A 22900-nucleotide genomic window follows, 5' to 3' on the forward strand; every position below is an offset into this window, starting at 1 on the left:
TTGCTTAAGCCGCCTGAGCATTCGCCGGAATGTGCCCGTTTTCCAGCAGGGTCGGGTACAGATGGACGATTTCATCATCAATCCGGCGGATCACCAGCGCAAAAATTTCACGGGTATCATGAATAAAAGCGTCGTGATCGCGGATTCTGAGTTCTTTGCCCTTGCACCAGCGTTTCAGGTATTGCCCAAACACGCGCTTGATTTCACCAGAACCCGACAGGAATTTCCGACCGGTATTGCGCACGTCGTTATCGCTATCCATCAGCAATAACTGGTACAGCTCGCGCTCTTCCGTTTCCAGATGATCCTTCACCATGCTGACATACCGGAAAAACAGTTCACACGATACTTCGGTGTCGCACATGGAACGTTCGTTAATCAGGTAGCTCAGCACATTGGAAAGCTCGGTAATTTTATGGTTTTGCTCGTGAAGCTCCATGTATGAAATCATGGTTTTTCTCTCCTGTAAGTTTATTCTTCCTAGCGGTTCGTATCCTTATAAATCATAAGGCATTATGGAGGAGAGAAACATGACATTCCGCATAAAAGGGGCTTAGGGTTTGTACTAGGTAACGCAACAGATGCACTATTTATTGTTTTCGGTCATGTCGCCAAAGGCGACAAGCAAAATATACTGAAAAGATAGTAAGCCAATAACACCAATATCAGTTTCAGCAGAAGGAGAGGGAACAATAAGTGGATATGAAAAAATTTGCCGATTTTTGGCGAGGGATGTTCTATTTGATTTCAACAGTGACGATGGGGATATTGCTGTACCTGCTGGTGATTGTCTGGCAACCGCTCTGGGCAGGGGGGTTCGAGGATTTTGGTGACATCAGCGAAGCTATCGGGCATCTGGATGCCACCACCAAGCCCGCCGTTGAGATGGTTCCCAGCATGTTGGATCAAATGATGCTGATGAATCAGAACATGCAATTGATGAACCAAAATATTGATCAGATGCGGGTCATTATGAGTTACCAGATGGGGGCGATGAATTACCAAATAGACCGGATGAACAATAAATTCACTCCATCCGGCATGATGCCGTTCAACTGGTAAGCAAGGGGCGTGACGGCGCACGCCCCTGAATGTTCAACCCAGATGTGCCAAGGTGATTTTCAGCATACGGCGCACGGGTTCAGCCGCGCCCCACAGCAATTGGTCGCCGACGGTGAACGCGGTGAGGTATTCCGGCCCCAGATTCATCTTGCGGATGCGCCCGACCGGAACGCTTAACGTGCCGGAAGCCTGTACCGGGGTCAGGCCATGCAGGGTGGATTCCTTGTCATTCGGAATGACTTTGACCCACTCGTTGTGGCTAGCGATGATGCTTTCGATGTCTGCCAGCGGTAAATCCTGCTTGAGCTTGATGGTGAAACCTTGCGAATGGCAACGCATTGCACCAATGCGCACGCACTGACCGTCAACCGGGATAATGCTGGCATCGCTGTTACCGAGGATTTTGTTGGTTTCGGCAATGCCTTTCCACTCTTCCTTGGTCTGACCGTTTTCCCACAACTTGTCGATCCACGGGATCAGGCTGCCCGCCAGCGGGGCGCCGAAGTTAGCGGTGGAAAGCGAGCTGTCGTTGAGTTTCGCGGTGACTTTGGTGTCAATGTCGAGGATGGCGGAGGCGGGGTCTGCCAGCAAGTCGCCGACTTCGCCGTTGAGTTCGCCCATTTGTGTCAGCAGTTCGCGCATGTTTTTTGCGCCCGCACCGGAAGCTGCTTGGTAGGTCATGGAGCTGATCCATTCCACCAAGCCTTTTTCAAACAAACCGCCCAACGCCATTAGCATCAAGGAAACGGTGCAGTTGCCGCCGATGTAGTTCTTGATGCCGCTTTTCAGGCCAGCGTCGATGACGTTGCGGTTTACCGGGTCGAGCACAATGATCGCGTCATCCGCCATCCGCAGGGTGGAGGCCGCGTCAATCCAGTAGCCGTTCCAGTTGGCACGCAGTTTTTCGTACACAGCCGTGGTGTAATCGCCGCCTTGGCAGGAAAGGATAATGTCCATTTCCGCCAGCTTGTCGATATTCATGGCATCTTCGAGCGGCTTTGCGCCCATGCCTACGTCAGGGCCGGGTTTGCCGGACTGCGAGGTCGTGAAAAATACTGGCTCAAACCCCTGGAAATCGTTTTCAGCACGCATCCGTTCCATCAGTACTGAACCGACCATGCCGCGCCAACCGACAAAACCTACCTTTACCATCACGAACTCCGACAAAAACCGCTAATTAGGGCAGAGATTGTAGCATTCTCGTGGGTGGAGACAAATATTTTGAAAACATCAGCACGGCTGGTGATTCGATTTAGCCGAGAGCTTATCCCGAACTCAGGTTAAGTAGCGCTTTTCTGTGTCGCCACCCATGCATTGACAGTCTCTGTCACTGAGGCAAATTCTGCGGATAGAGCCTGCTGGATTTCTACGAAATTCATGCCGCTGCCGCCATCCCTGATTTGACACAACAAGGTTTCCAGTTTGGGAGAACCGTACAAACGTACAGAACTAATGGCTTTATGAGCACAATTTGCCGCACTCTCCCAGTCGCCTACCAGCAAGGCTTCATGCAATTGCTGCTCCCACTGGCTAACAAAAGGCTGGGAGAATTCAATCATCTGGATGGTTTCCTCAACACCAAACCTTGTTATCAGAGTATCTAGCGAAGTAACAGTTTCGGACATATCAATCCATTCGGTAAGTTATTGTTTAATATAGAAACAGTACCCTTTCCCCCGCACAGTACGGATATGAACCGGATTTGAGGGGGCATCCTCAATTTTATTCCTGAGCCGGTTGATATGCGTATCGATGCTGCGGTTGGGAGGTGAATAGACGATACCCATTGTCTGCTGCATGAGCTCGTCACGGCTAAGCGGAATACCAACATTCATGTAAAACAGTTGCAAAATCTTGCATTCCAGCTTGGTAAGGGTAACAACTTTGTTCCCCTTCTGCACACAGTTGTCAACCGTATTCACCGTAATATCACCCATGTGCAAAACATGTTCATGGGGTTCGTCATTTGCCCGCTTTAGCAAACGATTGACCTTTATCAGCAACTCCCTGTCGTGGAAAGGTTTGGTCAGGTAGTCACTGGCACCTGCTTCCAGTCCCAGCAAACGATCATCAGGCTGTACTTTCGCAGACATGATGACAACGGGAATTATAGGATAATATTGCTTCATCCACTTGAGCCAGTACATACCATCCTTGCCAGGTAGCACAATATCCAGCACGACCAGATGAATGCAATTCCGTTCCATGACTTTGGGGATCAGCTCCCCAGTTAACAGCGCTTCAACCTCATAACCATCATGTTGTAAACTTTTCTGCAAAAAATGACATAGAACTTCATTATCTTCGACAATCAGAAGACGTTTTATTGACTTCCCCTCAAATATATCCATGCCGTGACCATGTCCTTATCTATCCATATTATCTTATAATAAACAACAGCATCTCCCATGCTTGACGTCTAGTATAAACTTTCCATCAGCAATCATGCAGTCAAACGTTCTTATCCTGATTATACCCGGAGGTGGCCTTACAATGATGCCGCAAGATTACTATTTGTAACTGTTCAATCTCAAACGGCTTGGTAAGGTAATCATCCATACCTGCGGCCAAGCAACGCTCACGCTCACCAACTATTGCATGAGCAGTCAGAGCAATCACCGGTAAACTGACAAAACGGCTGTCTGAACGGATACGCTGCGTAGTTTCGTAGCCATCCATGCCCGGCATACTGACATCCATGAACACCAGATCGAATGCATACTTTTCCAATAATTGGAGTGTTTTTTCCCCACTGTCAGCGACCGCAACCTTCACTCCCAATGACGCAATTAACTTGCTACCAAAAAACCGGTTCATTTCTTGATCATCTACCAGCAGGACATGAATCCCTTCCAGCGAAGTGGAAGGTTCTGGCACTGACTCGACCGTCTTCTCCTCGACCGCAACATCCTGTAATGGAAAGGTCAGTGTGAAGAAAAAACGGCTACCCCGCGCCGGTTTACTACTCACTTTCAGCTCGCCTCCCATACATCGCACCAGATTCTGGCTGATTGCCAGCCCCAAACCGGAGCCACCATACTTGCGGGCAGTACTGCTATCCGGCTGAGAAAAAGGCTGGAACAGCTTTTGCTGTTGCTTCTCTGAGAGGCCAATACCAGTATCGCGCACCTCAAACAACAAACTGGCATCTTTGTCAGTCACATCCTGCGGGGTTATCGTTAGTGTTACCTCGCCTTGCGGGGTGAACTTGATCGCGTTGTTCAACAGGTTCAACAGCACCTGTTTCAGACGGGTAGGGTCACCAGTAATTTGTTTTGTCAGAAGATGAAAATGATTATCCAACGCCAATCGTAGCTGCTTGCTACGTGCCTGTTCCATCAAAAGCTGTTCGACCTGTTTTAGAATAGCGGCCAACTGGAATGGAATGTTCTCCATGCGCAACAGGCTTCTATCCAGCCGTGCCAGATCAAGAATGTCATTGATCAGAGAAAGCATGTGCTGAGATGAGGTATTCAAGCGCGCCACATATTCCTTCTGGGAATCTGTCAAAGCCGTTTGTTGCAACAAACGCCCTGCATTCACCACCGCATTCATCGGGGTGCGCAGTTCGTGGCTCATGGTCGTGAGAAATTCATCCTTGGCCTTATTGGCTGTTGCGGCACGCTCAGCCTGCTCGCTTTTCATGCGTACTTGCTCAGCCTGAGTCAGCGACAGCATAACCAGCGCAACCAGTAGTACGAAATACATACCGTCCGTCAATACAGGTACATCACCGATCAAACCCGCTCCTCTTAACAGGGATGGAATGAAACTGATAAGTACCAACAAAATACCGACCCGCAACAGGAATGAAAAATAAAAGCCCTGACTGTACCGGATAACGGTCGCTGTTATAAACAGCACAATTAACATCAATGCCAGTACACCAGCAAAAACCGTACCGTACCCTAGCCACAGGTGAACCGGAATCATCAGAAAGCTTGTCCAGAATGCGGCACGGAAAAACATAGACAAACGCGGCAAATACTCCGGTACTTCTAACCAGTTACTGGCTAGACTGATACTGGCGGCAATGCCGATGAAGGCAAAACTCACACCGACCCCAGACAAGTACTGCCGGAAAAAACTGAAGTAATACCACACGCCGGAATGGTTACCCAGCTCCAACACAAACCCAAGAATGAAAATCGATAGCGCTAGAAAACTCTTGTCACGCAAGTAAAAAAAGTACAACAGATTATAAACCGCCAGTGTTAACAACCCACCGATCACAAAGCTGTACAACGGATACATGATCATGACCTCTGTCAGCATCTGTTCGGACGAACGCAGACGCGGCTCTATCACCAGTGGCGCATGACGGTCATACACTCTGATGTACAATCGGTGCACAGTATTGGCAGACAGCGACAATTGGTAGGCACTGGATCGGGAATGGGACAACAAGCTTTGTTGCACATACGGCTGCCTCCCCCCCTCGACACTTAGGTAGACCTGCACATTGCGGGAAAGCGAGCCTGACAGGGTGAAATACCAGTCTTCCTTGCTCGACTGGTTACGTATATCCATCCGTAGCCAGTAGACCGAAGGGGTCAGGTTCAAATCCAGCTTGCCATCAACAGCAGTTCCCGGTTGAAATACCCCCTCGGCGGACAATACTGCTGACAGGCTCAGACGCCCATCAGAATCTTCCATGATTTCGGCATAATCAAGTAATTGAATTGACTCTTGCTGGCTGGCCAGTTCATCCGTCAATATCAACGGCTCAGCATAAGCAGTCGCTACTGGAAGCAGAAGCAATGCCAGCAACAGGCAAATACGTTGCCAAGTTTTCCCAATAAACACCAAGCTGTTTCCATGTTTCATGAAGGCATCACTGTTTTGCTGGCTAGCCATTGGTGTAGCCGTCGTGAGTGTAATACGCGATGTCGTTACGACTAAAAAATTTCTCACCCCATCAACTGTGTATAACACTCCACCGCTGTAAATTCCTCGGTGTTTTTGGGCGGTTGTTGCGAGTCCGGTTGATGAATGGCCAGCAAGTATTTAACCCCATGTGCCTGCGCCGCCCGCAGCACATGCAGGTTATCGTCGATGAACAACGAATGTGCCGTCTCAAACACTTCTACCTCGCTTAATTTCTGCCAGAAATCTGGGTGTTCCTTGGGCAAACCCAGCGAATGCGAGGTAATAATTCGATCAAAATAGTGCTCCAAGACCACGTAGCCAAATTTCATCCCCACGCTTTTCTGGTGGGCATTGGTCAGTAACACCACCCGTTTGCCGCGTGCGTGCAGGGATTCCAGAAAGCGTTCCACATGCGCCCGGATCTGGATGCGTTCGGCAATTTCATGCTTCAGCGCTACCAAGTCAGTTCCTAGATGATTCTGCCAAAAATCAAGGCAGTACCAATCCAACGTCCCTTCCATTTCGGTATAGCGCTCGTGCAGGTAACTGCGGATTTCATCCGGGGTTGCCCCGCGCTGTTCCGCCAGCCTTACCGGCAGATGTTCCAGCCAGAAATGGTTATCGAAATGTAAATCCAGCAGCGTGCCATCCATGTCTAAAAACACGGTGTTAATGTCATGCCAATTTAAATCTATTGCGCTATAATTCATATTATGGGCTTCCACATATTACTAAAAATTGCATCATACCGGAGGGTATTATGAAAAATCTGCACTCATTAGGGTTAAGCATTTTCATCGCCTTACTACTCAGTGCCTGTGGTGGCGGCGGTTCCAGCACCACCGTCAGCACGAATACGACGACCAATACGGATAATACCAATGTCTCCACTACTGCCAGCAAACCTGCCCTGAAAGCCGCTTCCAACGCCGAGCTGGAAAGCCTGCTCAAACAGCAGATGTTGGACATGTACGGCACGGCACACTCCATCTACAACGGCTGTGGCGGTGATTTTTGCTATGCAGTACCCGTAGCTGCCGCCACGACTTCTCCGACAGCCACAGCCGACACCTCCAAGAGCGTTTCCAGCACCAACACACAGGAAACAGATGTCGACGAAGCCGACCGCATCAAAACCGATGGCACATACCTCTACACCACTGCCACAGACCAAGCCAATGTGCGCATTTTCAAAACAAACGGGGCAGGCAACACACTGGTAAAAGATTTGCCATTAGGCAATGACACCAACATACGCTTGACCGGGCTGTATCTGGATAGCAACACACTGGCAGCCCTCGCAGAAGAGCAGCAGATATACAGCATTTGGAGCCGCTGGTTCATGCCTAGTTTCTGGCAAAACCAGCAAAGCCAACTGTATTTGCTGAACGTTGCTAACCCCGAAAACCCTACCCAGACCGCCAAACTGACCGTGGATGGGCAAGTCATCAGCAGCCGCCGTATCGGTTCCACCCTGTATCTGGCCACCCGCTCGACCCCCAGCTTGGTCGGTCTGGTGCAATACCCCACCACCGAAGCGGAAGCCGCCGCGAACCGCACCTTGATCAACAACGCCACGCTGGTCGATTTCCTGCCTGATTACCAACTCAATGACGGCAGTAAAAACGCCATTTTCAGCGGCACGGATTGCTTCATGACGCAATACACTGCCAAGAAAAGCTACCAGAGCAGCATCATCAGCTTGCTGGCGATTGACATGAACAGTGCCACACCGACACCACAAGGCAAGTGTTTCGCGGGTGATACCGAAACGCTGTATGCTTCCAGCGATGCGATTTATCTGGCGACCACCAGTTACAGCTACCCCAGCGACACCGCTGCATCCAGCAGCATCGCCTATTACCCACCCAGCATTACCACCGACTTGCACAAATTCTCGCTGGCAGGCGGCATCAACTACCGAGGTTCCGGGCGTGTTGACGGACATCTGGGCGGGCAGCAAGAGCAGAAGCCGTTCCGCATGAGCGAATACAAGGATGTGCTGCGCGTCATCACCTACAATGGTGACAATAACCTAACGACCAACCCATCGCCTGCGCGGCTATATACCTTGCAAGAAAATACCGCGAACCAGTCACTCGATACCCTCGCGACACTGCCTAACAACACCCGTCCGCAAGCCTTGGGTAAACCCGGTGAACAGATTTACGCCACCCGCTTCCTCGGCGACAAAGGCTATCTGGTGACGTTCCGCACCACCGACCCGCTGTACCTGCTGGACTTGTCGAACCCCGCCGACCCGTACATTGCCAGCGAATTGCAAATTGACGGTTATTCCGACTACCTGCACCCGGTTGGCGACAATTACTTGCTGGGCATTGGCAAAGATGCGATTGCGGTTGACGGTGGCGACAGCGGGCGTGGTGCGTGGTATCAGGGCGTAAAACTTTCCCTGATTAACATCACTGACCCTGCGAACCCTTCCGAACAGCAAAAAATCATCATCGGCAAGCGCGGCACGGAAACCGCCGTTTCCCAAAGCCATCACGCGCTAACCACCTTGCAGCAAGGCAACAACCTGCAAGTTGCCTTGCCGATCAGTCTGCATGACGGTGCTGCCAATTACCCTTCCGGTGCGAGCACTTACTACAACTGGACACAGGATGAGCTATACCGTCTGAACATCAACACTCAAACCGGCACGATGCAGGCACTGGCGCCGATTGTCAGCGAAACCGCGCCCTCGTCACCCAACTACGGCTATTCCAGCTACCAATGGTCAAATGACCGTTCGGTGATGATTGGCGAATTCATCCATTACCTGCACGGCGACAAGGTGATAAGTCAGGCGTGGTAGGTTAGAATCGGCGGATGCAAAAACCACCCACGATACACACCATCCAACCTGTTGTTAGCAGCCGCCTGTTCCATGTGGAAGAACTCCACTTAGAATTCAGCAACGGTGAACGCCGCATTTACGAGCGCCTTGCCAGTCGTGGGCATGGCGCTGTGTTGATCGTGCCGATGCTGGATGACGACACGATGCTGCTGATCCGCGAATATTCTGCGGGAACCGGGCGTTACGAACTCGGTTTCCCCAAAGGCAAGGTGGAACGCGGCGAAGATATATTAGAAGCTGCCAAGCGCGAAATCATGGAAGAAGTTGGCTACGGCGCACACGAGCTGCACCTGTTGCGGCGCGTCAGCCTCTCCCCCGGCTACATGCAACACCACACCCACTTGATCATCGCCCGCCACCTTTACCCGCACCGGGTCGACGGTGACGAACCCGAACCACTGGAAGTGGTGCCGTGGAAACTTGCCGATGCCGCCGAACTGCTGGCACAGGACGATTTCACCGAAGGCCGCAGCCTGCTGGCGCTGTATCTGGCGCAAGACTGGCTAGGAAAACACCAACATTAGTGCAATAATCGGTCGGACAAAACCACCTCACGGAAAGGGCTATGACCGTTATTGTTGCAGAATATTTGGGCGTCAGAACCGATACGGGCGTCCCCATCACGCCTATTCAGGTTACATCGCGCCCCAGAATACCCTGCCCGTTCCGAAATGCCCACTGTGACAAAGCTGCCCGTGGCAACAAACCTGTTTGCTCGGTTTGGAATGCCGACACACGTGAACTCTGGATTGTTTGCTCACATCGTCTGTGTGCCACATCCCCCAAAGACCAACCCTTAAACGAACACCAAAAAATCATTTTGCATTCAGTTGCACAAACCATTTTCACAGCGGAGATTGCCAGACAAGACGTACTGGTCAAACGCGAAACGACCATTCCCGTCACCGAGGACAGCAGTTACTCCGCTGATTACGTCATGTGGCGACGCAACCCTAACGTATCAACACTGGCAGCACCAGACCGCCCGGTAATTCTGGAAATGCAGGGCGGTGGCGAAACCACTGCAACAGGTGAATTGACCCGCCACATTGACCAATGGGAAAAACTGTCATCGCCCAACGTGGAAATTCTGACCCAGCCAGTCAAAAAAACTGCACCGCTAGTCACCAACGCATGGCGCAGACAGCAAGATGGACACTGGCATTACTCACATTTGTGGAAGACCCGACCGAAACCACTCGGCCTGAATGCGCCCCTCACTCCTTGGCACTAAAAATTGACATGGGACGCTCGCTATTCACCAACTACAGCTCTTTTGTGCAAGCCATCACCAACCAAGGTTCACCCTGCAACAGCCTGTTTGCTGAACCCTACATCACGTTGGAGTGAGGCCTGCCACTCAGCATCCACAGCCAGCAAGCGCCGCCCGATCCATTCCACCACATGGACGCATACCGCGTTACCTACTGCCCGGTAACGATTTCCGTCCACCCCGGCGGAAACCCCTGAAGCGTCTCGCACTCGGAAGGCATCAATCGCCTGACATACAGCATCGGCACTTCCCCGGCTGTCAAGGGTGTAGGACTCACCGTCGTTGCGGTAGCCTTTGGCTTGGGGGCCTGCACTGGGCTTTCTGCCAATACCCGCGTGTTGGATAGCGTAGCAATCTGTTTCCTGATCGCCCTCTCCAGATTCTCCGGCAAGGGCTTCTTTCTGGCCGATGCCCGCACGATAAGCGATTGCAAGTGGCCCTCGTTCAAAAAGTACTTCGGCGGAGCGGAGGTTGCCAAGACTTGCGACAAGGTAGACGCGACGACGGCGTTGGGGTGTTCCAAAATATTTTGCATCGAATACTCGCCACGAAATGCCGTACCCGAATTCATCCAACTTTTCGAGGAGAACCCGGAAATCTTTGCCTTCATGGCTGTTAAGCAGACCGGGGACATTTTCGATGATGACCCAACGGGGTTTTCGAGCGGCAATGAGTGCTGCATATTGGAAGAACAATCCACTGCGTTCACCTTCTAATCCTTTACGTTTGCCCTGGTTTGCCAGAGACAAGTCCTGACAGGGGAAGCCGCCACACCAAACTTGCGTATCGGCAGGAATATCGCATGGCTGCACGGTATTAATATCCGCATACAGCGGCACTGTTGGCCAGTGTTTATTCAGGACTTGCTGGCAAAATGGGTTCACCTCGCACTGAAACACCACTTCCATACCAGCACGTTCCATCCCAAGGTCAAAACCACCAATTCCAGCAAAAAACGACGCAACTTTTAACATAACAACTTTTGCTTAAAACTATCCGAGCATGATAGCCTCCAAGCGCAAAGCAAGGCAAGAATGCCCTGTCTGCCCAGCCATGCCATCCGTCACACCAAACCAAATAACAGGGAAAAACCCCATGGATTTAGCGACACTTCTACCCGCCGCCGTTCGCATTGCCCAAGACGCTGGCGACAAGATCATGGCGGTCTACCGCACCGCTGATTTTGGCGTGGAACACAAGCAAGACGATTCCCCGCTGACAGCGGCTGACATGGCATCGCACCACCATATCGTGGATGCACTGACCGCGCTGACCCCCCAATACCCGGTACTGTCGGAAGAATCCGCCAAACTGCCGTTCAGCGAACGCAGCCAATGGCAAACTTACTGGCTAGTTGACCCACTCGATGGCACGCGCGAATTCATCAAACGTAACGGCGAATTCAGCACCCTGATTGCCTTGGTACACAACCACCAGCCAATCCTCGGCGTGGTTCACGCCCCCGTGCTGAATGAAACGTGGTTTGCCCACCAAGGCGGTGGCGCATTCAAAATAGCCAACGGTGAAACCTTCCCGATCAGCACCCGCGCCACGGGCACGCCGCTCAAAGTCATGGGCAGCAAATCGCACCGCGACCCGGTGATGCCGCAATTTCTGGAACGTATTGGGGAACATGAATACGCCGTGATGGGCAGTATTTTAAAAGCCTGTCTGGTGGCAGAAGGTTCCGCCGACATTTACCCGCGTCTGGGGCTGACCTCGGAATGGGACACCGCCGCCGCGCAAATCATTGTGGAAGAAGCAGGCGGGCATTTCACCCGCACCGACATGCAGCCCATGCGTTACAACACCAAGGACTCCCTGCTCAACCCGTACTTTTTCGTGTTCGGGCGTGATTACCGCGACTGGTCGCAGTATTTAGTGTAAGCCCTGCAACATCCCCACTTCCAGATCAATCCCCATCTCATGATCGGGGTTGATCGAAATGCTGTAACCGACGCCGACTTTCTCGATAATCCACTTGAACTCAGCCAGCAGGCCACCGCCGTAACCGGGGAAACCTTTCACAAAGGTTTTCGCCATGTCCGGGCTGGTGAACAAGATCAGCACCTTGTTGCCTGATTCATCATCCAGCGTCAGCGGTACGGCCTGATCGCTGGTGGTCGGTTGCAAGCCGCCAATCTGAACCTTTTCATAGATCGGCATGAACAGCGTCACTTCCATCAACTTCTGGATGAAAGCATCACCATCCAGCTCACCGGACTGCGCTTTCACCAACAGTTCTTCCGCTTCGTTCATTGTTTGCATGAGCTTGTCCTTCCCGTAGTAAATGCCTGAAAGAGTAATGAATACCATCGCCCAGCACAATGACCCGCAAGAAGTATAGGTTTACCAATATTCGCGTAAAACCCTGTCCTTCAGGTCGGGGATATAAGCGTCTTTAGCTAACCTATCCGTTGGTGGCGTATCTCCTGCCTTTCATACGGTTTTCCCGTTGTCACTCACACCTAAACGGGTCATCATCGGCTGATAACTACCCCTACAACATCCCTCAAAACGTTATCGGTCAGAGTTCGCGACAAACACGCGGCGATTCTGTCACGCATGGCATTTGAGGCGAATCAGGAAACCGCTGAATGGTGTTCTATGACGTGCAGCAATGGCGACAACGCGGTGGCTAGAAATTTCTACCGCAACCTCGAAGCAAAGCTAGGCATTGCCCAACGTGCCAAACAGAAAAGCGCGTAAAAGCGATCCATGCCAAGATCAAAAACAAGCGTAAAGATGCGCTACAAAAGTTCACCACCAAGCGGGTGTGTGAGAATGAATTCATCGTTGTCGGCAACGTCAGCAGTTCCGCCTTAGCCAAAACCACGATGGCGAAAAGCGTCTTGGATGCAGGCTGGTTCATGCTGAAAACCCAACTGAAATACAAAGCGATCGCGCGGTCAGTGGTGTTTGAGGAAGTCAACGAAGCGTACACTACCCAAGCTTGCTCGTGTTGCGGCAGTATTTCTGTCAACAGTCCGAAAGGTAGAGCAGGACTTGGAATAAGAGAATGGACGTGTGCCTAGGGCGAGGAGGATGTCAAAACCAGCACTCGCGTATCGTGATAGTTGTCTAGTCGACGGTGTTTTTGCTGCTACTATTTGATCTTTTCAGAATCTATCCAAAATGGATAGTATTGGATAGGTGCGATTAGGTTTTACAGTAACTGTTTCAAGCCCTACGGAAACGGAAACTGCTAAAAAAACGGCATGACGCTAGGAGGCTTGGAAGGCTTGCCCGGTTTGTGTTTCCGGTAGTTTTCGGCTATTGTCGCGGTCAAAGTGGCGCACCCGGCTGGAATCGAACCAGCGACCCTCGGCTTCGGAGAGCTGAGAATGCATAAACATCTAGCTACACCTAAATGCTAACACCTACATTTAAAACAAGTTATTCTCTTCACTAAGAACACCTGAATACACCTAGATTCGTTTATCGTGGTGACTCTGTGGTGACTCATTCAAATTTTGGCCTTGGTGACTTATGGATGAAGAGAAAAGAGCGAAACTCACAGAAACGCTTATAAAGGGCATTGCTTACGGCAAAGACGCGGCAAAAAATGAGCGGGATGTATGGTGGGATACTGAACTTGAACGCTTTGGTATCCGCATTTATCCCAGTGGGAAAAAGGTGTTTGTGATTTCCTACCGACACGGGCGAATTAAACGCTTAAAGACCATCGGCGGGCATGGTGCGTTAACGCATCTCCTTATACACAAGTCCCAAGCTGATGTAAGATAAGCAATTTTCACCTATGAACTGGTCATCTAGCGAACTCACCGATCTTGATTTGGGAGACAAGCGCCTCGAAACACGCGCCGCCCATATTCTCAATGCCATGCTGAAAGCGCCCCAATCCAGCCTCCCCAAGGCTTGCCAGAGTTGGTCAAGTACCTTGGCGACGTACCGTTTCTTCTGGAATGAGGCGGTGAGCCATGATGCTTTGATGGCATCCCACTTTGAAGCGACAGAGTGCCGAATCCGTCAACAAGACTCGAAGATTATCCTGTGCATTCAAGACACCACCGAATTGGACTTCAATGGACAGGAAACCGAGGGCTTGGGGCGGTTATCCTACGATAAGCAACGCGGGATGTACCTGCATCCGACCTTGTGTATCACCCCGGAACGCCTGCCGTTGGGCATCACCGATACGTGGATGTGGTCACGGGGCTTGAGCAAAGCCGCCGACCAAGCGAACCCCAGCATCAAAGAAAGCCGTCGCTGGATCGAAGGGTATGAACGGGTAGCCGAACTGGCGGCACGCTGCCCCGGACACCGGCTCATCTATACGGGCGACCGTGAAAGCGACTTTTACGACTTGCTCAAACGGGCACAAGCCTTGGATTACCCGGCTGACCTGCTGATACGGGCGCAACATAACCGTGCCTTAGGAGATGACCTCAAACTGTGGGATGCCATTGAGCAACAACAGGCGTTGACCCGCATCACCTTTACCAAACCGCGCAAGCAGGGTGAAAAAGCCCGCAAAGTGGTACAGGAAATCAAGGTGTTACGTTATACCCTGCGTCCCAAGAGCAAGCACCCGATGCTATTGACCTTGGTTCAAGCCAAAGAAATCAACCCACCCGCCGGAAAATCGCCCCTCATTTGGCGTTTAGTCACCAACCGTTGTGTAGAGACCGCCGATGCCGCTTGTGAACTCATCGACTGGTATCGGGCGCGTTGGGAAATCGAAATGTTTTTTGATGTCCTGAAAGTTGGCTGTCGCGTCGAAAAACTGCAACTGGACACTAAAGAGCGCATCGAAAAAGCCCTCGCGCTCTACATCATGGTGGCCTGGCGGATTATGTTTCTGATGCGGTTGGGGCGTACCTGCCCAGAACTTCCGGCTGAGCTGGTGTTTGACCCGCTGGAATGGAAAGTATCCTTCCGGCTCGGCAAAAAAGCACTGCCCGATGGCATACCTACCCTCAATCAAGTGATCCGCAATCTGGCAGAACTGGGGGGCTTTCTGGGCAGAAAATGCGATGGCGAACCGGGAGCTAAAAGTATCTGGTTGGGCTACTCAAGGGTGCTGGACTGTATTTATGGGATTCAGATGGCTAGTGAATTGGGGGAAGGACTGATTTGTGTATAAAGAGATGGCGTTAACGCTGGTACAGGCGCGTGACCGTGCAAGGAAAGACTTGTCTATGTTGCTGGACGGTGAAGACCCAAGCGCAAAGCGTGACGCATCACGTAAGGCCATGCTGTTTAAGGACTTTGCAGAGGACTACATAACGCGGGAAGTCATGCCGCACCATAAAGGCTACAAGCAAGAGATAAGCCGAATCCGGCTACACCTGATAAAGCATTTCGGGAATTATCCAGTGGTGGATATTACCCATGACCAAGTAACAAGCGTTCATCTTGAGATTGGTGGTAAATACCCGGCAGGCGCAAACAGGGTTGTGAAAATCCTATCGGCAATGCTCACCAAGGCGGAAAAGTGGGGTGTTGTACCTGCTGGCACGCCCAACCCTGCAAAGGGCATCAGTTTTTTTCGTGAACTTCCCCGCGATCGGTATGTAACACCCGAAGAATTGCCAGCATTGATTGAATCGCTTGAACAAGAGGATATTTACCCGCGTTCAGCGTTTTGGCTGTATCTGCTAACGGGATTCAGGAAAACAGAACTACTATCCGCCAAATGGTCACAAGTGGATTTTGAAAACCGTCAATTCATCCTTCCAGACTCGAAAGGCGGGCGGCCTCACTACTTGCCCCTGACAGTTGAAGCAATGGCAATCCTTGAGGGTATCCCGCGATTACAGGGCAACCCGCACATATTCCCCGGATTGAAAGAAGGGGCGCATCTGGCAGACCTGAAAAAGCCGTGGATACGCATCAGGAAGCGGGCAGGGCTGGAAGATGTGCATATTCACGATCTACGCCACACCATTGCAAGCTGGCTTGTACAGGCGGGCAATTCGCTGTATTTGGTGGGTAAGATTCTCAATCATAAAGACCTGCGCACGACAGAACGCTACGCACGCTTTGCACAAGACAATTTACGGGATGCACTGGAAGGCACAAGCCAACGGATGACGGGCATAGCGGGCAAGTCTGGCAGTGCTGAGGTAGTGCCACTGGGTAAAAAGCAAACGGCCTAAATGAAGCATTGAAAGGCTACATTGCTAACCATCGAAAAGCGGCATAACTTCCAGCATCGAACAACCATCAAGAGCCGGGCATTGTTTCGGCTTTTTTGTGTCTCACCATTGGGGATTGGATAGCCTGCTATTCTTGCCAGTTCTGCTATTCATGAATTCTCAGTGGTTTGCTATTTCCACCCTGATTTTTTGCTATTCCTGCTATTCTTGCTATTTTTAGGTTAATTACTAATCAGTATTGAGTAAGTATAAGTGATTAATAAATATACATATATAATATAATCAATAACTTATAATTTCATAACACCCTGTTTTCACTTTCACACGTTTGCTATTGCTATTTCTGCTATTTCTGCTATTCCTGAAAAGCAGGCATTCAACACCCAGTGGCGAACCCTCACCATGCAGTGTGGCGCAAGGAAACCGCATCAAGCCAAGTTCTGATAAACATTCAAACTATTCGCTTATTTCAAACTGGATTTTAAAAATGACCGCACCATTATCATTCAAGGGCGTTTGCCTGAAACGTCACGAACTCACCAGCAAGCTGGATGCCCTGCACCAATGCCGTTCTACGCTGGCAGAATACAATGTTGCTACGAAAGGTGTTGACGGCATTATCGAAGCAAGAGCGCAGGAACTCGAAGCTTTGACGCTCGATATTGCCGACCGTAAGGAATTGCTTGATAAGTTCATCGGGATTCGCACACATCGACAGTTTCACGAACTTCCAAGCTCAATACGTGGTTTGCGTAGCGAGATTGCCAACGGTCAAGCGGCTGTTGACCGCAAGCGTCAAGCATTGGTTGATTCTGGCATTCAAGCCGAAGAAGCCAAGCGGATTATTGCTGATTATGACGCTACCGAAGCCGTGCAAAAGCTCGAACCTCTGGAAAGCGAACTAGCTGAATGGGTGTCATTTTCTGAAACGGGACTAGCAAGCGACTTGCCACCGAATGCCCAACAACTATTTGAATCTTATGAAGACTTTGGTAGCGGTTGCCAGCGACCGCAGAACATGTACAGCCTGAATTACGGCGTTTGATAAACAATCATTCCAGAGGATTTATTCAAAATGGAAAAGCGAGGCGGAAAACGTGAAGGTGCAGGACGCAAGAGAGGCGCATTGAATGCCGCTACAATCGGCGTTCGTGAATTGGCACGGCAACATACGCAAGTAGCCATTAATGCGCTTGTGGAGCTTGTGGCTAACCCTGAATCACCCCAACGGGCGATAGCGGCAAACTCCCTGCTAGATCGTGGCTATGGAAAACCTAAAATCATGAACGATGCAGACCTTGAACCAATCATTTTACGGTTGAAGAGTGGCGAACTCACCGCAACTGATTGTGCGCTAGAGATTGCACAAGCGGGAGCGGCATTGCCCAAAATCGTTGAAATGCTGGCAATGAAAGAGCTTGGCATTGAAACACCTGAATACCGTGTCATCGACACTGAAAAGCTCGAACTTCTGTACCAAATCGGTTCGGAAGAAATGGCGGCTAAAGAAGCGGCATTAGTCGGACGTGGCGTGATACTTGAACAGCAAATCAACGAAGCAAAGGCAGCAAGACACCATGAAAAAACAGCAAGTTAAGTACGTTGATTACATCGACAGTGGCAATAGGCTTATTGAGCTTGCTATGGACATTGCAGAGGAATTACTTGAAGACCCAACGGCGGAAGGTGCAGCGGTTCATGTGGAACTAGCAAAGCTGTTTTTTGAGGTTGGAAAATTCCAGATCACACGCCCAAGGCGATAACCACAACTCCAAGAGCCGGATTCATTCCGGCTTTCTTGCGTCTGGCGTACCGAAAATAAAACCCGAATTTCTTAATAAGATCATGGCTTTAACGCATACCCTACCCCCCAATTGAATATTAGCAAAAACTTATGCCGTTCCTGGACTAAATACGGGATTTCCCCGCATTCATTTTGAGGAAATGGGGCGGAATTTCAAATGTGACCCCTACTCACAATTGGGCGAACGTGGGCGAATCTTTGGGGCGATTACCCGCGAAACTCTCAAAGATTCACCCACGTTTGTCTAGTTCCTCTCCCACAATACGGCGTGTCTCTTCTGCTGATAGTGGTTGCGTAGCCCTTCCAAGTCCAACTTGTATCCAGTACAGCAATTCACCATTCATGCTGCGAAAGTTCCTATCTGCTGATTCCTTCAATTCCTCATACAGTGGTGATGGTAGCCTGATTTGTGTCTGTGTGAATTCCTTCTGATCCGCCATCTATCAACCTTCTATGTACTGAAATAGACGATTCTAAACTAAGGTGATTGCAATCAGCAAAATAGGCTGATACAGTCTTACTTGTACTGAAATAGCCTATTAGGATTATAAGCAAATGGAAAAACAGCAAACGCAAATCCGCTTGCCAGCCGAAATGTTCAAAGAGATCAAAAGGCAGGCACGCGAAAACAACCGCTCAATGAATGGGCAGCTTTTGGAGCTGGTTCAGAAAGGCATGAAATCGGAAAAACAGGAGGCAGAACGGAAAGCGCAAACGGCATAAACGAAAACGCCCCTGTTACGGGGCATTTAAGGGCTAATCGGGTATTGAGCCACCCTTTCAGCCAAGTTACTGAAACCCATACAAAAGGAAGTCCAGCAATGGCAAATCTTAACACAACTGAAACTGAAAACTACAGTCAGTTTGAATCACGCATCCTTGGGGCGATTCCCCTGATGAGTCCAGAAAATCAACGCACATTAGCGCGTTTCGCTGAAACTATGGTGAATAACGGTCTATCTAGCGCATACGCCACCCTCACCCCGAAACAACGTCTCGACGCTCTTTCTGATGCAGCAACCCGCATGAAGTCGCATTCCATCGTATTGGGGCAATTCTTCACCCGACCTGCAACGAAACAAGCCGCACTCGAAGGCATGGAAGCTGAATTAGCCAACCTGCAAACCTTGTGGGCGCTAGTCCGTGCGGATTTGCCGGAGGTGCAACCATGAAATTCTTCATCAAAATTGAGCTTATCAACGGGTTACGCCTAATCACTGGATGCACCACAGACCCCGACTATGCCACTACTCATTGGGGATTAGGCGCATACAGTGCGGTCTACACTGACAACGCGCATGAAGTCAAAGCGGAAAGTATCCGTGCTGGCTTGACTGATGCAATGGGGGCGCAACAATGAGCAACCTAAGCAAACCTTTCTCACTATCCGATCTTGTCGCCCTACAAGCTGAAAACCAGACCGCGCAAGCTAACTTGAAAACTGTTACAGAAATCAAGTTAGACCAAATCCAGCTATTTGACCTACCTGCCCCACACGGCGGCAACCGTCAAGGCAGTGGGCGCAAATCCGTAGCGGAAAAAACGGCAGTCGTTCGCGTACCTGTGGGGTGTTTGGCAGCGGTTCAGCAGTTGATTGCTGATTACCGTCATCCAGACTTGAAAACTGTTACAGAAATCAAGTTGCCCGATGATGACTTGAAAACTGTTACAGGAATCAAGTTGCCCGAAGGCTTGCCACACGCCAGAAGAGCACCACCCCGTTACCGCCTGATCGTGGGTGGCGTGGAATGCTTGTGGTCTGGTCGTGGGCGCTTGCCGATGGAATACCAGCAATATGCAGCAAAGCACGGCTATCAAGGTCGTGAGTATCTGGAAGCCCTGCTGATCGAAGGAGGCAAGTCATGAGTAATCCACTCTTAACCGCATCCGAACAGGCACACATCAACGCGGTACGCAGCTACCACCACCCCAGTTTGGATAGCACTGTATCCACCCTATCGGCGCTGGTCGATCGGGTTGACTGGAACAAGCTATTCATCCGTGCGGCTATCGCCATGAATGCGGCGGGCTTCCTGTACGTGTTGAGCACGTTTCTGTTCTATGCCCACTACTTCGGGTTTTCAGCCCTTGCCTTCGTGGGGCAACTCCTTATCGGGTTGTTCTTCCTAATGACTGTGTGGAGCACTACAGACGGCCTGAGGGTCATGATGGCATCCATCGGTATGTACATTTTAGCGAATAGTTTCTAAGGGGTAATTTATGAAAATCCAACTTCCAAAATCCAGTGGCATGTTGCCAACCGACCATCACCGCGCCATTAAAAACCATCGTCTGATGCAGTGGGCGAAAGTCGCTACCTTCGGGCTGTATATCGTCGCCGTGTTCATGCTGTACGTCTCTGACGTATGGGGTATCGCCTCCTTCGTGGAGAAAAACAGCAATGAGTACATAGCCTTGGCTATCTTCTCCTTCATCAGCTTTGTGCTGGCATTCTTCCTCGCATCCAGCAAGGAAGCCGTTTACGAAGACATTGCTATTCACCGATCAGAGGGCTGGAAGCTAAAGCCAAGCCAATACGCGGCTATGGGCTTGTTCCTGTCCAGCGGCATCCTGTTTGAAATGTTCAGCACCACCAACAATCAGCAGCACATTGCCAACACGGCGGCGGAACAATCCAGCATGATGCAATCCATCCAAGGTACGAATGTATCCTTGATCGGTGGCGCTACCCTCGCCGACAGTTTCGCCAGTGCTCAAATGAAGCTGGCACAATGTGAAGAACGTCTGAAGCAAGGCAAGGAAAAGCACTGCGAAGGCAGTAAAGCCCGCGTTGATGCTGTGCGTGAAAGCATGGCTATGAGTAACCAGCTCGCCACCACTGCTGCGAAGGCCACGATGGATAACAAAGTGGAGGGTATGCTGAAAATCCGCGAACACTTTGATAAGCCCATGTTTCAGGCGATTGGCAAAGCGACTGGCACAGATAACAACTCAGGCATGTTAATGGTTGTGGGCTTGCTGATCTTCGTGTTTGAGCTTCAGCACATCATGGCGCTGTTTGCCTATGCCAACGCACTGGCACGGATTAACCGCAAAGCAGGCCATAACCAGCAGGGAACTGAATACGTATCCCCTGCCCCATTGGGTGTTTCCGGCAATGAATACGCGCCAACATCAGCATTCACTGGCATGGCTAATTCAGCCCGCCAAACTGTCGGTGAATATGCCGAGAAAGTGGAAGCGGGTTTAAAAGCCTCACCAGAGGTTATCGCTACTGAATATTCACGCGCTCAAACTGCCCGTGAAAATGTTTATCAGGTAGCGGCTGATAAGCTGGATGGTTTAAATAAACCCTCTGCCCCTGTTAAAACATTCCGGGAGTCATTAAGGGATGGGGATAAAATCGTATCCATTGGGGCATTGGATGAACCTGTTATTACCTACCCTACCCGTCAAGCTAATCAAATGAGCGTAGCGGATACGGTTAAGCAAATCCAAGCCAGTGTGAAGGCCAGCGGTGCGAACTCACCAGCGGCGATTCAGGCAGCGGTCTTTGATGCGTATGCAGGCATGGCAAACCCTGCCCCACTGAATGACGTTATCCTTGAGCGCATGGCGGAAAAGCTGGTGGAAAAGTCTGTGCCCGCACAGCCAGAACAGCACGCACAGACCCGCCCTTCTACTGTGCCCGCACAGTCATTACAGGCACGCACAGACGCACAGTCAGAACAGCACGCACAGCCTGCAAACACTGTGCCCGCACAGTCAGAACAGCCTGTAATGGTGGAGCTGACAGGTAGCGCAAAACAGGCAGAAACCGACCTGTACCCGGCATGGCTGGATGCGGTGCAAAGCAAGGAAATGACAGCAGGGGCGCGTGATGCAAAACGCTTCATTAGTCAGGCCACCAAAAACGGCGCGGACGAATACGGCCTGACTATTCAGGAAATGGGGCGCATCTGGCTGAACTGGCAAGATCGGGCGGCGCGTGATGGCGTATTGACTGCTAACCCGAAATATCAACCCGGCAACCGTCAAGCTAAATACTTGTTAGTTGCTTAATTGAAACAGGGCAGGGGATTAATAACCCTCTGCCCATTTAACTAAAAGGATGTTTTATGACATATCGTAGTAAAGAAATTGCAGCAATCGCAGAGATATTTTTATCAGATGCGTTTGAGCCTGAATCATGGGTTTCAAAAGATTTGACCAAAGAAGAAAGACAGCAGCGCTTATTAATCGAAGGCAAGAAAGCCGAAACCCGAAATGACAAGATTATGGAAATATTGGGAGGTGAGGGGCTTGATGCTTCTTCGGTATTATGGCTTTTCAATGAGCTTGAATTAAAAGCAATGAATAAATTGTCATTAATAGCGGCATTGCCACAAGCAAAACGACTAGAATTATTAAGGAAGCATTTGCCTGATTTTCTGATTGAAAGCAGTGAAAATGCAGAAAGAAGCCGGAATGCCCGAAGAAGCGCGAAAGCAAATTACGAAACTAACACCAAAGAGCATTTGGCGCGTAAGGAGTGGAAGGACGGCATGACAAAAAAGGAGAGCATCGCGTTCAAAAAGCATATTGCTGGTAAGCATTCTGTTACTGAACGACAGGTTGGCAACTGGATAGAGAAATGGAAATCGCTTAGCGGTTTCCCCTTTTGAAATGCCTATTAATGCATTCTAGCGACATCTAGCAACAACAGGACACACCAAAATGCAAAACCCCGAAATCATGACCACCGACGATGCAGCGGCTTATCTCTCAGTCAACAAGCGCAAATTGCAGCTTGACCGCGTTACTAAGCGGGCTATCCCGTTTATTAAAATTGGTCGGTTAGTTCGTTACAGCAAGGCGGATTTAGACGCTTACATTTCTGCGCAAACCGTAGGCAAAACCGCATAAACGAAAATGCCCAGCAGTGCTACCAACACGTACCGGGCAAGGAA

The 22900-nt window shown here is 50.4% G+C and carries 31 protein-coding genes; 21 read left to right on the plus strand and 10 right to left on the minus strand.

The genetic code is table 11. The annotated features are described in order from the left end of the window. Window positions 1–4: 4 nt before the first annotated feature. Window positions 5–451 (minus strand): hypothetical protein, encoded by a 447-nt coding sequence (locus J9253_RS15350; protein ID WP_210221782.1) that lies wholly within the window; start codon window positions 449–451, stop codon window positions 5–7. Window positions 452–696: 245 nt separating this feature from the next. Here J9253_RS15350 and J9253_RS15355 point away from each other — a divergent pair, with 245 nt between their 5' ends. Next, window positions 697–1062 (plus strand): hypothetical protein, encoded by a 366-nt coding sequence (locus J9253_RS15355; RefSeq protein WP_210221783.1) that lies wholly within the window; start codon window positions 697–699, stop codon window positions 1060–1062. 33 nt (window positions 1063–1095) lie between these two features. Here J9253_RS15355 and asd read toward each other — a convergent pair whose 3' ends face one another. The 5 genes from asd to yrfG all read right to left on the minus strand — a co-directional run bounded on the left by asd (window position 1096) and on the right by yrfG (window position 6641). Continuing rightward, window positions 1096–2214 carry an aspartate-semialdehyde dehydrogenase gene (gene asd / locus J9253_RS15360; protein WP_210221784.1) on the minus strand — a complete coding sequence of 373 codons (1119 nt, stop codon included), beginning with the start codon at window positions 2212–2214 and terminating at the stop codon, window positions 1096–1098. 128 nt (window positions 2215–2342) lie between these two features. Next, entirely contained in the window at window positions 2343–2621 is a 279-nt protein-coding gene (locus J9253_RS15365; protein WP_210221785.1) for a hypothetical protein, read from the minus strand. 84 nt (window positions 2622–2705) lie between these two features. After that, the gene (locus tag J9253_RS15370; protein ID WP_210221786.1) at window positions 2706–3413 is read right to left on the minus strand and encodes a response regulator transcription factor; all 708 of its coding nucleotides are present in this window, start codon (window positions 3411–3413) and stop codon (window positions 2706–2708) included. A gap of 100 nt (window positions 3414–3513) precedes the next feature. Then, a complete protein-coding gene (locus J9253_RS15375; RefSeq protein WP_210221787.1) occupies window positions 3514–5889 on the minus strand; it encodes a hybrid sensor histidine kinase/response regulator in 2376 nt (791 codons plus the stop codon). 83 nt (window positions 5890–5972) lie between these two features. Next, window positions 5973–6641, minus strand: coding sequence for a GMP/IMP nucleotidase (gene yrfG / locus J9253_RS15380; protein WP_210221788.1), 669 nt, complete (start codon window positions 6639–6641; stop codon window positions 5973–5975). Between the two features lie 50 nt (window positions 6642–6691). Between yrfG and J9253_RS15385 the strand changes: the two genes are divergently transcribed. The 3 genes from J9253_RS15385 to J9253_RS15395 are packed head-to-tail and all read left to right on the plus strand — an operon-like array spanning window position 6692 to window position 10025. Then, window positions 6692–8749 carry a beta-propeller domain-containing protein gene (locus tag J9253_RS15385; RefSeq protein ID WP_210221789.1) on the plus strand — a complete coding sequence of 686 codons (2058 nt, stop codon included), beginning with the start codon at window positions 6692–6694 and terminating at the stop codon, window positions 8747–8749. Window positions 8750–8763: 14 nt separating this feature from the next. After that, window positions 8764–9315, plus strand: a complete 552-nt coding sequence (gene nudE, locus J9253_RS15390; RefSeq protein ID WP_210221790.1) for an ADP compounds hydrolase NudE — start codon at window positions 8764–8766, stop codon at window positions 9313–9315. A gap of 41 nt (window positions 9316–9356) precedes the next feature. Next, window positions 9357–10025 (plus strand): hypothetical protein, encoded by a 669-nt coding sequence (locus J9253_RS15395; RefSeq protein WP_210221791.1) that lies wholly within the window; start codon window positions 9357–9359, stop codon window positions 10023–10025. Between the two features lie 68 nt (window positions 10026–10093). On the opposite strand, the gene J9253_RS15400 is transcribed toward J9253_RS15395, so the two are convergent. Further along, on the minus strand, window positions 10094–11038 hold the full coding sequence (locus J9253_RS15400) for a DNA cytosine methyltransferase (protein ID WP_210221792.1): 945 nt from the start codon (window positions 11036–11038) through the stop codon (window positions 10094–10096). A gap of 121 nt (window positions 11039–11159) precedes the next feature. Between J9253_RS15400 and cysQ the strand changes: the two genes are divergently transcribed. Next, window positions 11160–11951 carry a 3'(2'),5'-bisphosphate nucleotidase CysQ gene (gene cysQ / locus J9253_RS15405; RefSeq protein WP_210221793.1) on the plus strand — a complete coding sequence of 264 codons (792 nt, stop codon included), beginning with the start codon at window positions 11160–11162 and terminating at the stop codon, window positions 11949–11951. Here cysQ and J9253_RS15410 read toward each other — a convergent pair. Further along, a complete protein-coding gene (locus J9253_RS15410) occupies window positions 11943–12332 on the minus strand; it encodes an SseB family protein (RefSeq protein ID WP_228291399.1) in 390 nt (129 codons plus the stop codon). The two genes, cysQ and J9253_RS15410, sit on opposite strands and share 9 nt — an antisense overlap. 297 nt (window positions 12333–12629) lie before the next feature. Here J9253_RS15410 and J9253_RS21175 point away from each other — a divergent pair, with 297 nt between their 5' ends. Both J9253_RS21175 and J9253_RS15415 read left to right on the plus strand, forming a co-directional pair. Further along, window positions 12630–12773 (plus strand): hypothetical protein, encoded by a 144-nt coding sequence (locus J9253_RS21175; protein WP_266097343.1) that lies wholly within the window; start codon window positions 12630–12632, stop codon window positions 12771–12773. A 17-nt stretch (window positions 12774–12790) separates the two neighbouring features. Continuing rightward, window positions 12791–13099: a transposase gene (locus J9253_RS15415; RefSeq protein ID WP_266097396.1), complete on the plus strand. Its 309-nt coding sequence runs from the start codon at window positions 12791–12793 to the stop codon at window positions 13097–13099. A 189-nt stretch (window positions 13100–13288) separates the two neighbouring features. Here the strand turns inward: J9253_RS15415 and J9253_RS21180 are convergent, their stop codons facing one another. Beyond that, a complete protein-coding gene (locus J9253_RS21180) occupies window positions 13289–13420 on the minus strand; it encodes a hypothetical protein (protein WP_266097344.1) in 132 nt (43 codons plus the stop codon). Window positions 13421–13553: 133 nt separating this feature from the next. Here J9253_RS21180 and J9253_RS15420 point away from each other — a divergent pair, with 133 nt between their 5' ends. The 6 genes from J9253_RS15420 (at window position 13554) to J9253_RS15445 (ending at window position 17949) form a co-directional block, all read left to right on the plus strand. Then, window positions 13554–13811, plus strand: coding sequence for a DUF4102 domain-containing protein (locus J9253_RS15420; protein ID WP_210221795.1), 258 nt, complete (start codon window positions 13554–13556; stop codon window positions 13809–13811). Between the two features lie 13 nt (window positions 13812–13824). Next, window positions 13825–15171 carry an IS4 family transposase gene (locus J9253_RS15425; RefSeq protein ID WP_210221796.1) on the plus strand — a complete coding sequence of 449 codons (1347 nt, stop codon included), beginning with the start codon at window positions 13825–13827 and terminating at the stop codon, window positions 15169–15171. Then, the gene (locus J9253_RS15430; RefSeq protein WP_210221797.1) at window positions 15164–16186 is read left to right on the plus strand and encodes a tyrosine-type recombinase/integrase; all 1023 of its coding nucleotides are present in this window, start codon (window positions 15164–15166) and stop codon (window positions 16184–16186) included. The genes J9253_RS15425 and J9253_RS15430 overlap by 8 nt, the downstream gene beginning before the upstream one ends. 487 nt (window positions 16187–16673) lie before the next feature. Continuing rightward, entirely contained in the window at window positions 16674–17231 is a 558-nt protein-coding gene (locus tag J9253_RS15435; RefSeq protein ID WP_210221798.1) for a hypothetical protein, read from the plus strand. 30 nt (window positions 17232–17261) lie between these two features. Next, window positions 17262–17783 (plus strand): hypothetical protein, encoded by a 522-nt coding sequence (locus tag J9253_RS15440; protein ID WP_210221799.1) that lies wholly within the window; start codon window positions 17262–17264, stop codon window positions 17781–17783. Next, complete coding sequence (locus J9253_RS15445; protein ID WP_210221800.1) at window positions 17764–17949, plus strand: hypothetical protein; 186 nt, start codon at window positions 17764–17766, stop codon at window positions 17947–17949. The genes J9253_RS15440 and J9253_RS15445 overlap by 20 nt, the downstream gene beginning before the upstream one ends. Before the next feature lie 271 nt (window positions 17950–18220). Here J9253_RS15445 and J9253_RS21350 read toward each other — a convergent pair whose 3' ends face one another. Continuing rightward, on the minus strand, window positions 18221–18430 hold the full coding sequence (locus J9253_RS21350) for an Arc family DNA-binding protein (protein WP_210221801.1): 210 nt from the start codon (window positions 18428–18430) through the stop codon (window positions 18221–18223). A gap of 115 nt (window positions 18431–18545) precedes the next feature. Between J9253_RS21350 and J9253_RS15455 the strand changes: the two genes are divergently transcribed. The 8 genes from J9253_RS15455 (at window position 18546) to J9253_RS15490 (ending at window position 22856) form a co-directional block, all read left to right on the plus strand. After that, window positions 18546–18713: an Arc family DNA-binding protein gene (locus J9253_RS15455; protein ID WP_210221802.1), complete on the plus strand. Its 168-nt coding sequence runs from the start codon at window positions 18546–18548 to the stop codon at window positions 18711–18713. Window positions 18714–18811: 98 nt separating this feature from the next. After that, window positions 18812–19162 (plus strand): hypothetical protein, encoded by a 351-nt coding sequence (locus J9253_RS15460; RefSeq protein WP_210221803.1) that lies wholly within the window; start codon window positions 18812–18814, stop codon window positions 19160–19162. Continuing rightward, a complete protein-coding gene (locus tag J9253_RS15465) occupies window positions 19159–19350 on the plus strand; it encodes a hypothetical protein (protein ID WP_210221804.1) in 192 nt (63 codons plus the stop codon). Before J9253_RS15460 ends, J9253_RS15465 begins: the two co-directional genes overlap by 4 nt. After that, complete coding sequence (locus J9253_RS15470; protein WP_210221805.1) at window positions 19347–19856, plus strand: hypothetical protein; 510 nt, start codon at window positions 19347–19349, stop codon at window positions 19854–19856. The genes J9253_RS15465 and J9253_RS15470 overlap by 4 nt, the downstream gene beginning before the upstream one ends. Next, complete coding sequence (locus tag J9253_RS15475; protein ID WP_210221806.1) at window positions 19853–20200, plus strand: hypothetical protein; 348 nt, start codon at window positions 19853–19855, stop codon at window positions 20198–20200. Before J9253_RS15470 ends, J9253_RS15475 begins: the two co-directional genes overlap by 4 nt. A 10-nt stretch (window positions 20201–20210) precedes the next feature. Beyond that, window positions 20211–22013, plus strand: a complete 1803-nt coding sequence (locus tag J9253_RS15480) for a hypothetical protein (RefSeq protein WP_210221807.1) — start codon at window positions 20211–20213, stop codon at window positions 22011–22013. Window positions 22014–22069: 56 nt separating this feature from the next. After that, window positions 22070–22615 carry a hypothetical protein gene (locus J9253_RS15485; RefSeq protein WP_210221808.1) on the plus strand — a complete coding sequence of 182 codons (546 nt, stop codon included), beginning with the start codon at window positions 22070–22072 and terminating at the stop codon, window positions 22613–22615. Window positions 22616–22667: 52 nt separating this feature from the next. Beyond that, window positions 22668–22856 (plus strand): helix-turn-helix domain-containing protein, encoded by a 189-nt coding sequence (locus J9253_RS15490; protein WP_210221809.1) that lies wholly within the window; start codon window positions 22668–22670, stop codon window positions 22854–22856. Window positions 22857–22900: the final 44 nt, after the last annotated feature.

This window comes from Thiothrix litoralis (assembly GCF_017901135.1).
In the GTDB taxonomy this organism is placed as follows: Bacteria; Pseudomonadota; Gammaproteobacteria; order Thiotrichales; family Thiotrichaceae; genus Thiothrix; species Thiothrix litoralis.

Excerpts from the sequence above, each read along its gene's own strand:
- J9253_RS15425 (WP_210221796.1), top strand. The coding sequence starts at position 13,825 with ATGAACTGGTCATCTAGCGAACTCACCGATCTTGATTTGGGAGACAAG.
- yrfG (WP_210221788.1), bottom strand. The coding sequence starts at position 6,641 with ATGAATTATAGCGCAATAGATTTAAATTGGCATGACATTAACACCGTG.
- cysQ (WP_210221793.1), top strand. The coding sequence starts at position 11,160 with ATGGATTTAGCGACACTTCTACCCGCCGCCGTTCGCATTGCCCAAGAC.
- J9253_RS15350 (WP_210221782.1), bottom strand. The coding sequence starts at position 451 with ATGATTTCATACATGGAGCTTCACGAGCAAAACCATAAAATTACCGAG.
- J9253_RS15435 (WP_210221798.1), top strand. The coding sequence starts at position 16,674 with ATGACCGCACCATTATCATTCAAGGGCGTTTGCCTGAAACGTCACGAA.
- J9253_RS15445 (WP_210221800.1), top strand. The coding sequence starts at position 17,764 with ATGAAAAAACAGCAAGTTAAGTACGTTGATTACATCGACAGTGGCAAT.
- J9253_RS15475 (WP_210221806.1), top strand. The coding sequence starts at position 19,853 with ATGAGTAATCCACTCTTAACCGCATCCGAACAGGCACACATCAACGCG.
- J9253_RS15490 (WP_210221809.1), top strand. The coding sequence starts at position 22,668 with ATGCAAAACCCCGAAATCATGACCACCGACGATGCAGCGGCTTATCTC.
- J9253_RS15470 (WP_210221805.1), top strand. The coding sequence starts at position 19,347 with ATGAGCAACCTAAGCAAACCTTTCTCACTATCCGATCTTGTCGCCCTA.
- J9253_RS15365 (WP_210221785.1), bottom strand. The coding sequence starts at position 2,621 with ATGATTGAATTCTCCCAGCCTTTTGTTAGCCAGTGGGAGCAGCAATTG.
- J9253_RS15375 (WP_210221787.1), bottom strand. The coding sequence starts at position 5,889 with ATGAAACATGGAAACAGCTTGGTGTTTATTGGGAAAACTTGGCAACGT.
- J9253_RS15410 (WP_228291399.1), bottom strand. The coding sequence starts at position 12,332 with ATGCAAACAATGAACGAAGCGGAAGAACTGTTGGTGAAAGCGCAGTCC.
- J9253_RS21350 (WP_210221801.1), bottom strand. The coding sequence starts at position 18,430 with ATGGCGGATCAGAAGGAATTCACACAGACACAAATCAGGCTACCATCA.
- J9253_RS15420 (WP_210221795.1), top strand. The coding sequence starts at position 13,554 with ATGGATGAAGAGAAAAGAGCGAAACTCACAGAAACGCTTATAAAGGGC.
- nudE (WP_210221790.1), top strand. The coding sequence starts at position 8,764 with ATGCAAAAACCACCCACGATACACACCATCCAACCTGTTGTTAGCAGC.
- J9253_RS15395 (WP_210221791.1), top strand. The coding sequence starts at position 9,357 with ATGACCGTTATTGTTGCAGAATATTTGGGCGTCAGAACCGATACGGGC.
- J9253_RS15465 (WP_210221804.1), top strand. The coding sequence starts at position 19,159 with ATGAAATTCTTCATCAAAATTGAGCTTATCAACGGGTTACGCCTAATC.
- J9253_RS15400 (WP_210221792.1), bottom strand. The coding sequence starts at position 11,038 with ATGTTAAAAGTTGCGTCGTTTTTTGCTGGAATTGGTGGTTTTGACCTT.
- J9253_RS15460 (WP_210221803.1), top strand. The coding sequence starts at position 18,812 with ATGGCAAATCTTAACACAACTGAAACTGAAAACTACAGTCAGTTTGAA.
- J9253_RS15440 (WP_210221799.1), top strand. The coding sequence starts at position 17,262 with ATGGAAAAGCGAGGCGGAAAACGTGAAGGTGCAGGACGCAAGAGAGGC.
- J9253_RS15370 (WP_210221786.1), bottom strand. The coding sequence starts at position 3,413 with ATGGATATATTTGAGGGGAAGTCAATAAAACGTCTTCTGATTGTCGAA.
- asd (WP_210221784.1), bottom strand. The coding sequence starts at position 2,214 with ATGGTAAAGGTAGGTTTTGTCGGTTGGCGCGGCATGGTCGGTTCAGTA.
- J9253_RS15485 (WP_210221808.1), top strand. The coding sequence starts at position 22,070 with ATGACATATCGTAGTAAAGAAATTGCAGCAATCGCAGAGATATTTTTA.
- J9253_RS15385 (WP_210221789.1), top strand. The coding sequence starts at position 6,692 with ATGAAAAATCTGCACTCATTAGGGTTAAGCATTTTCATCGCCTTACTA.
- J9253_RS15455 (WP_210221802.1), top strand. The coding sequence starts at position 18,546 with ATGGAAAAACAGCAAACGCAAATCCGCTTGCCAGCCGAAATGTTCAAA.
- J9253_RS15480 (WP_210221807.1), top strand. The coding sequence starts at position 20,211 with ATGAAAATCCAACTTCCAAAATCCAGTGGCATGTTGCCAACCGACCAT.
- J9253_RS21180 (WP_266097344.1), bottom strand. The coding sequence starts at position 13,420 with ATGTTTATGCATTCTCAGCTCTCCGAAGCCGAGGGTCGCTGGTTCGAT.
- J9253_RS21175 (WP_266097343.1), top strand. The coding sequence starts at position 12,630 with ATGGCATTTGAGGCGAATCAGGAAACCGCTGAATGGTGTTCTATGACG.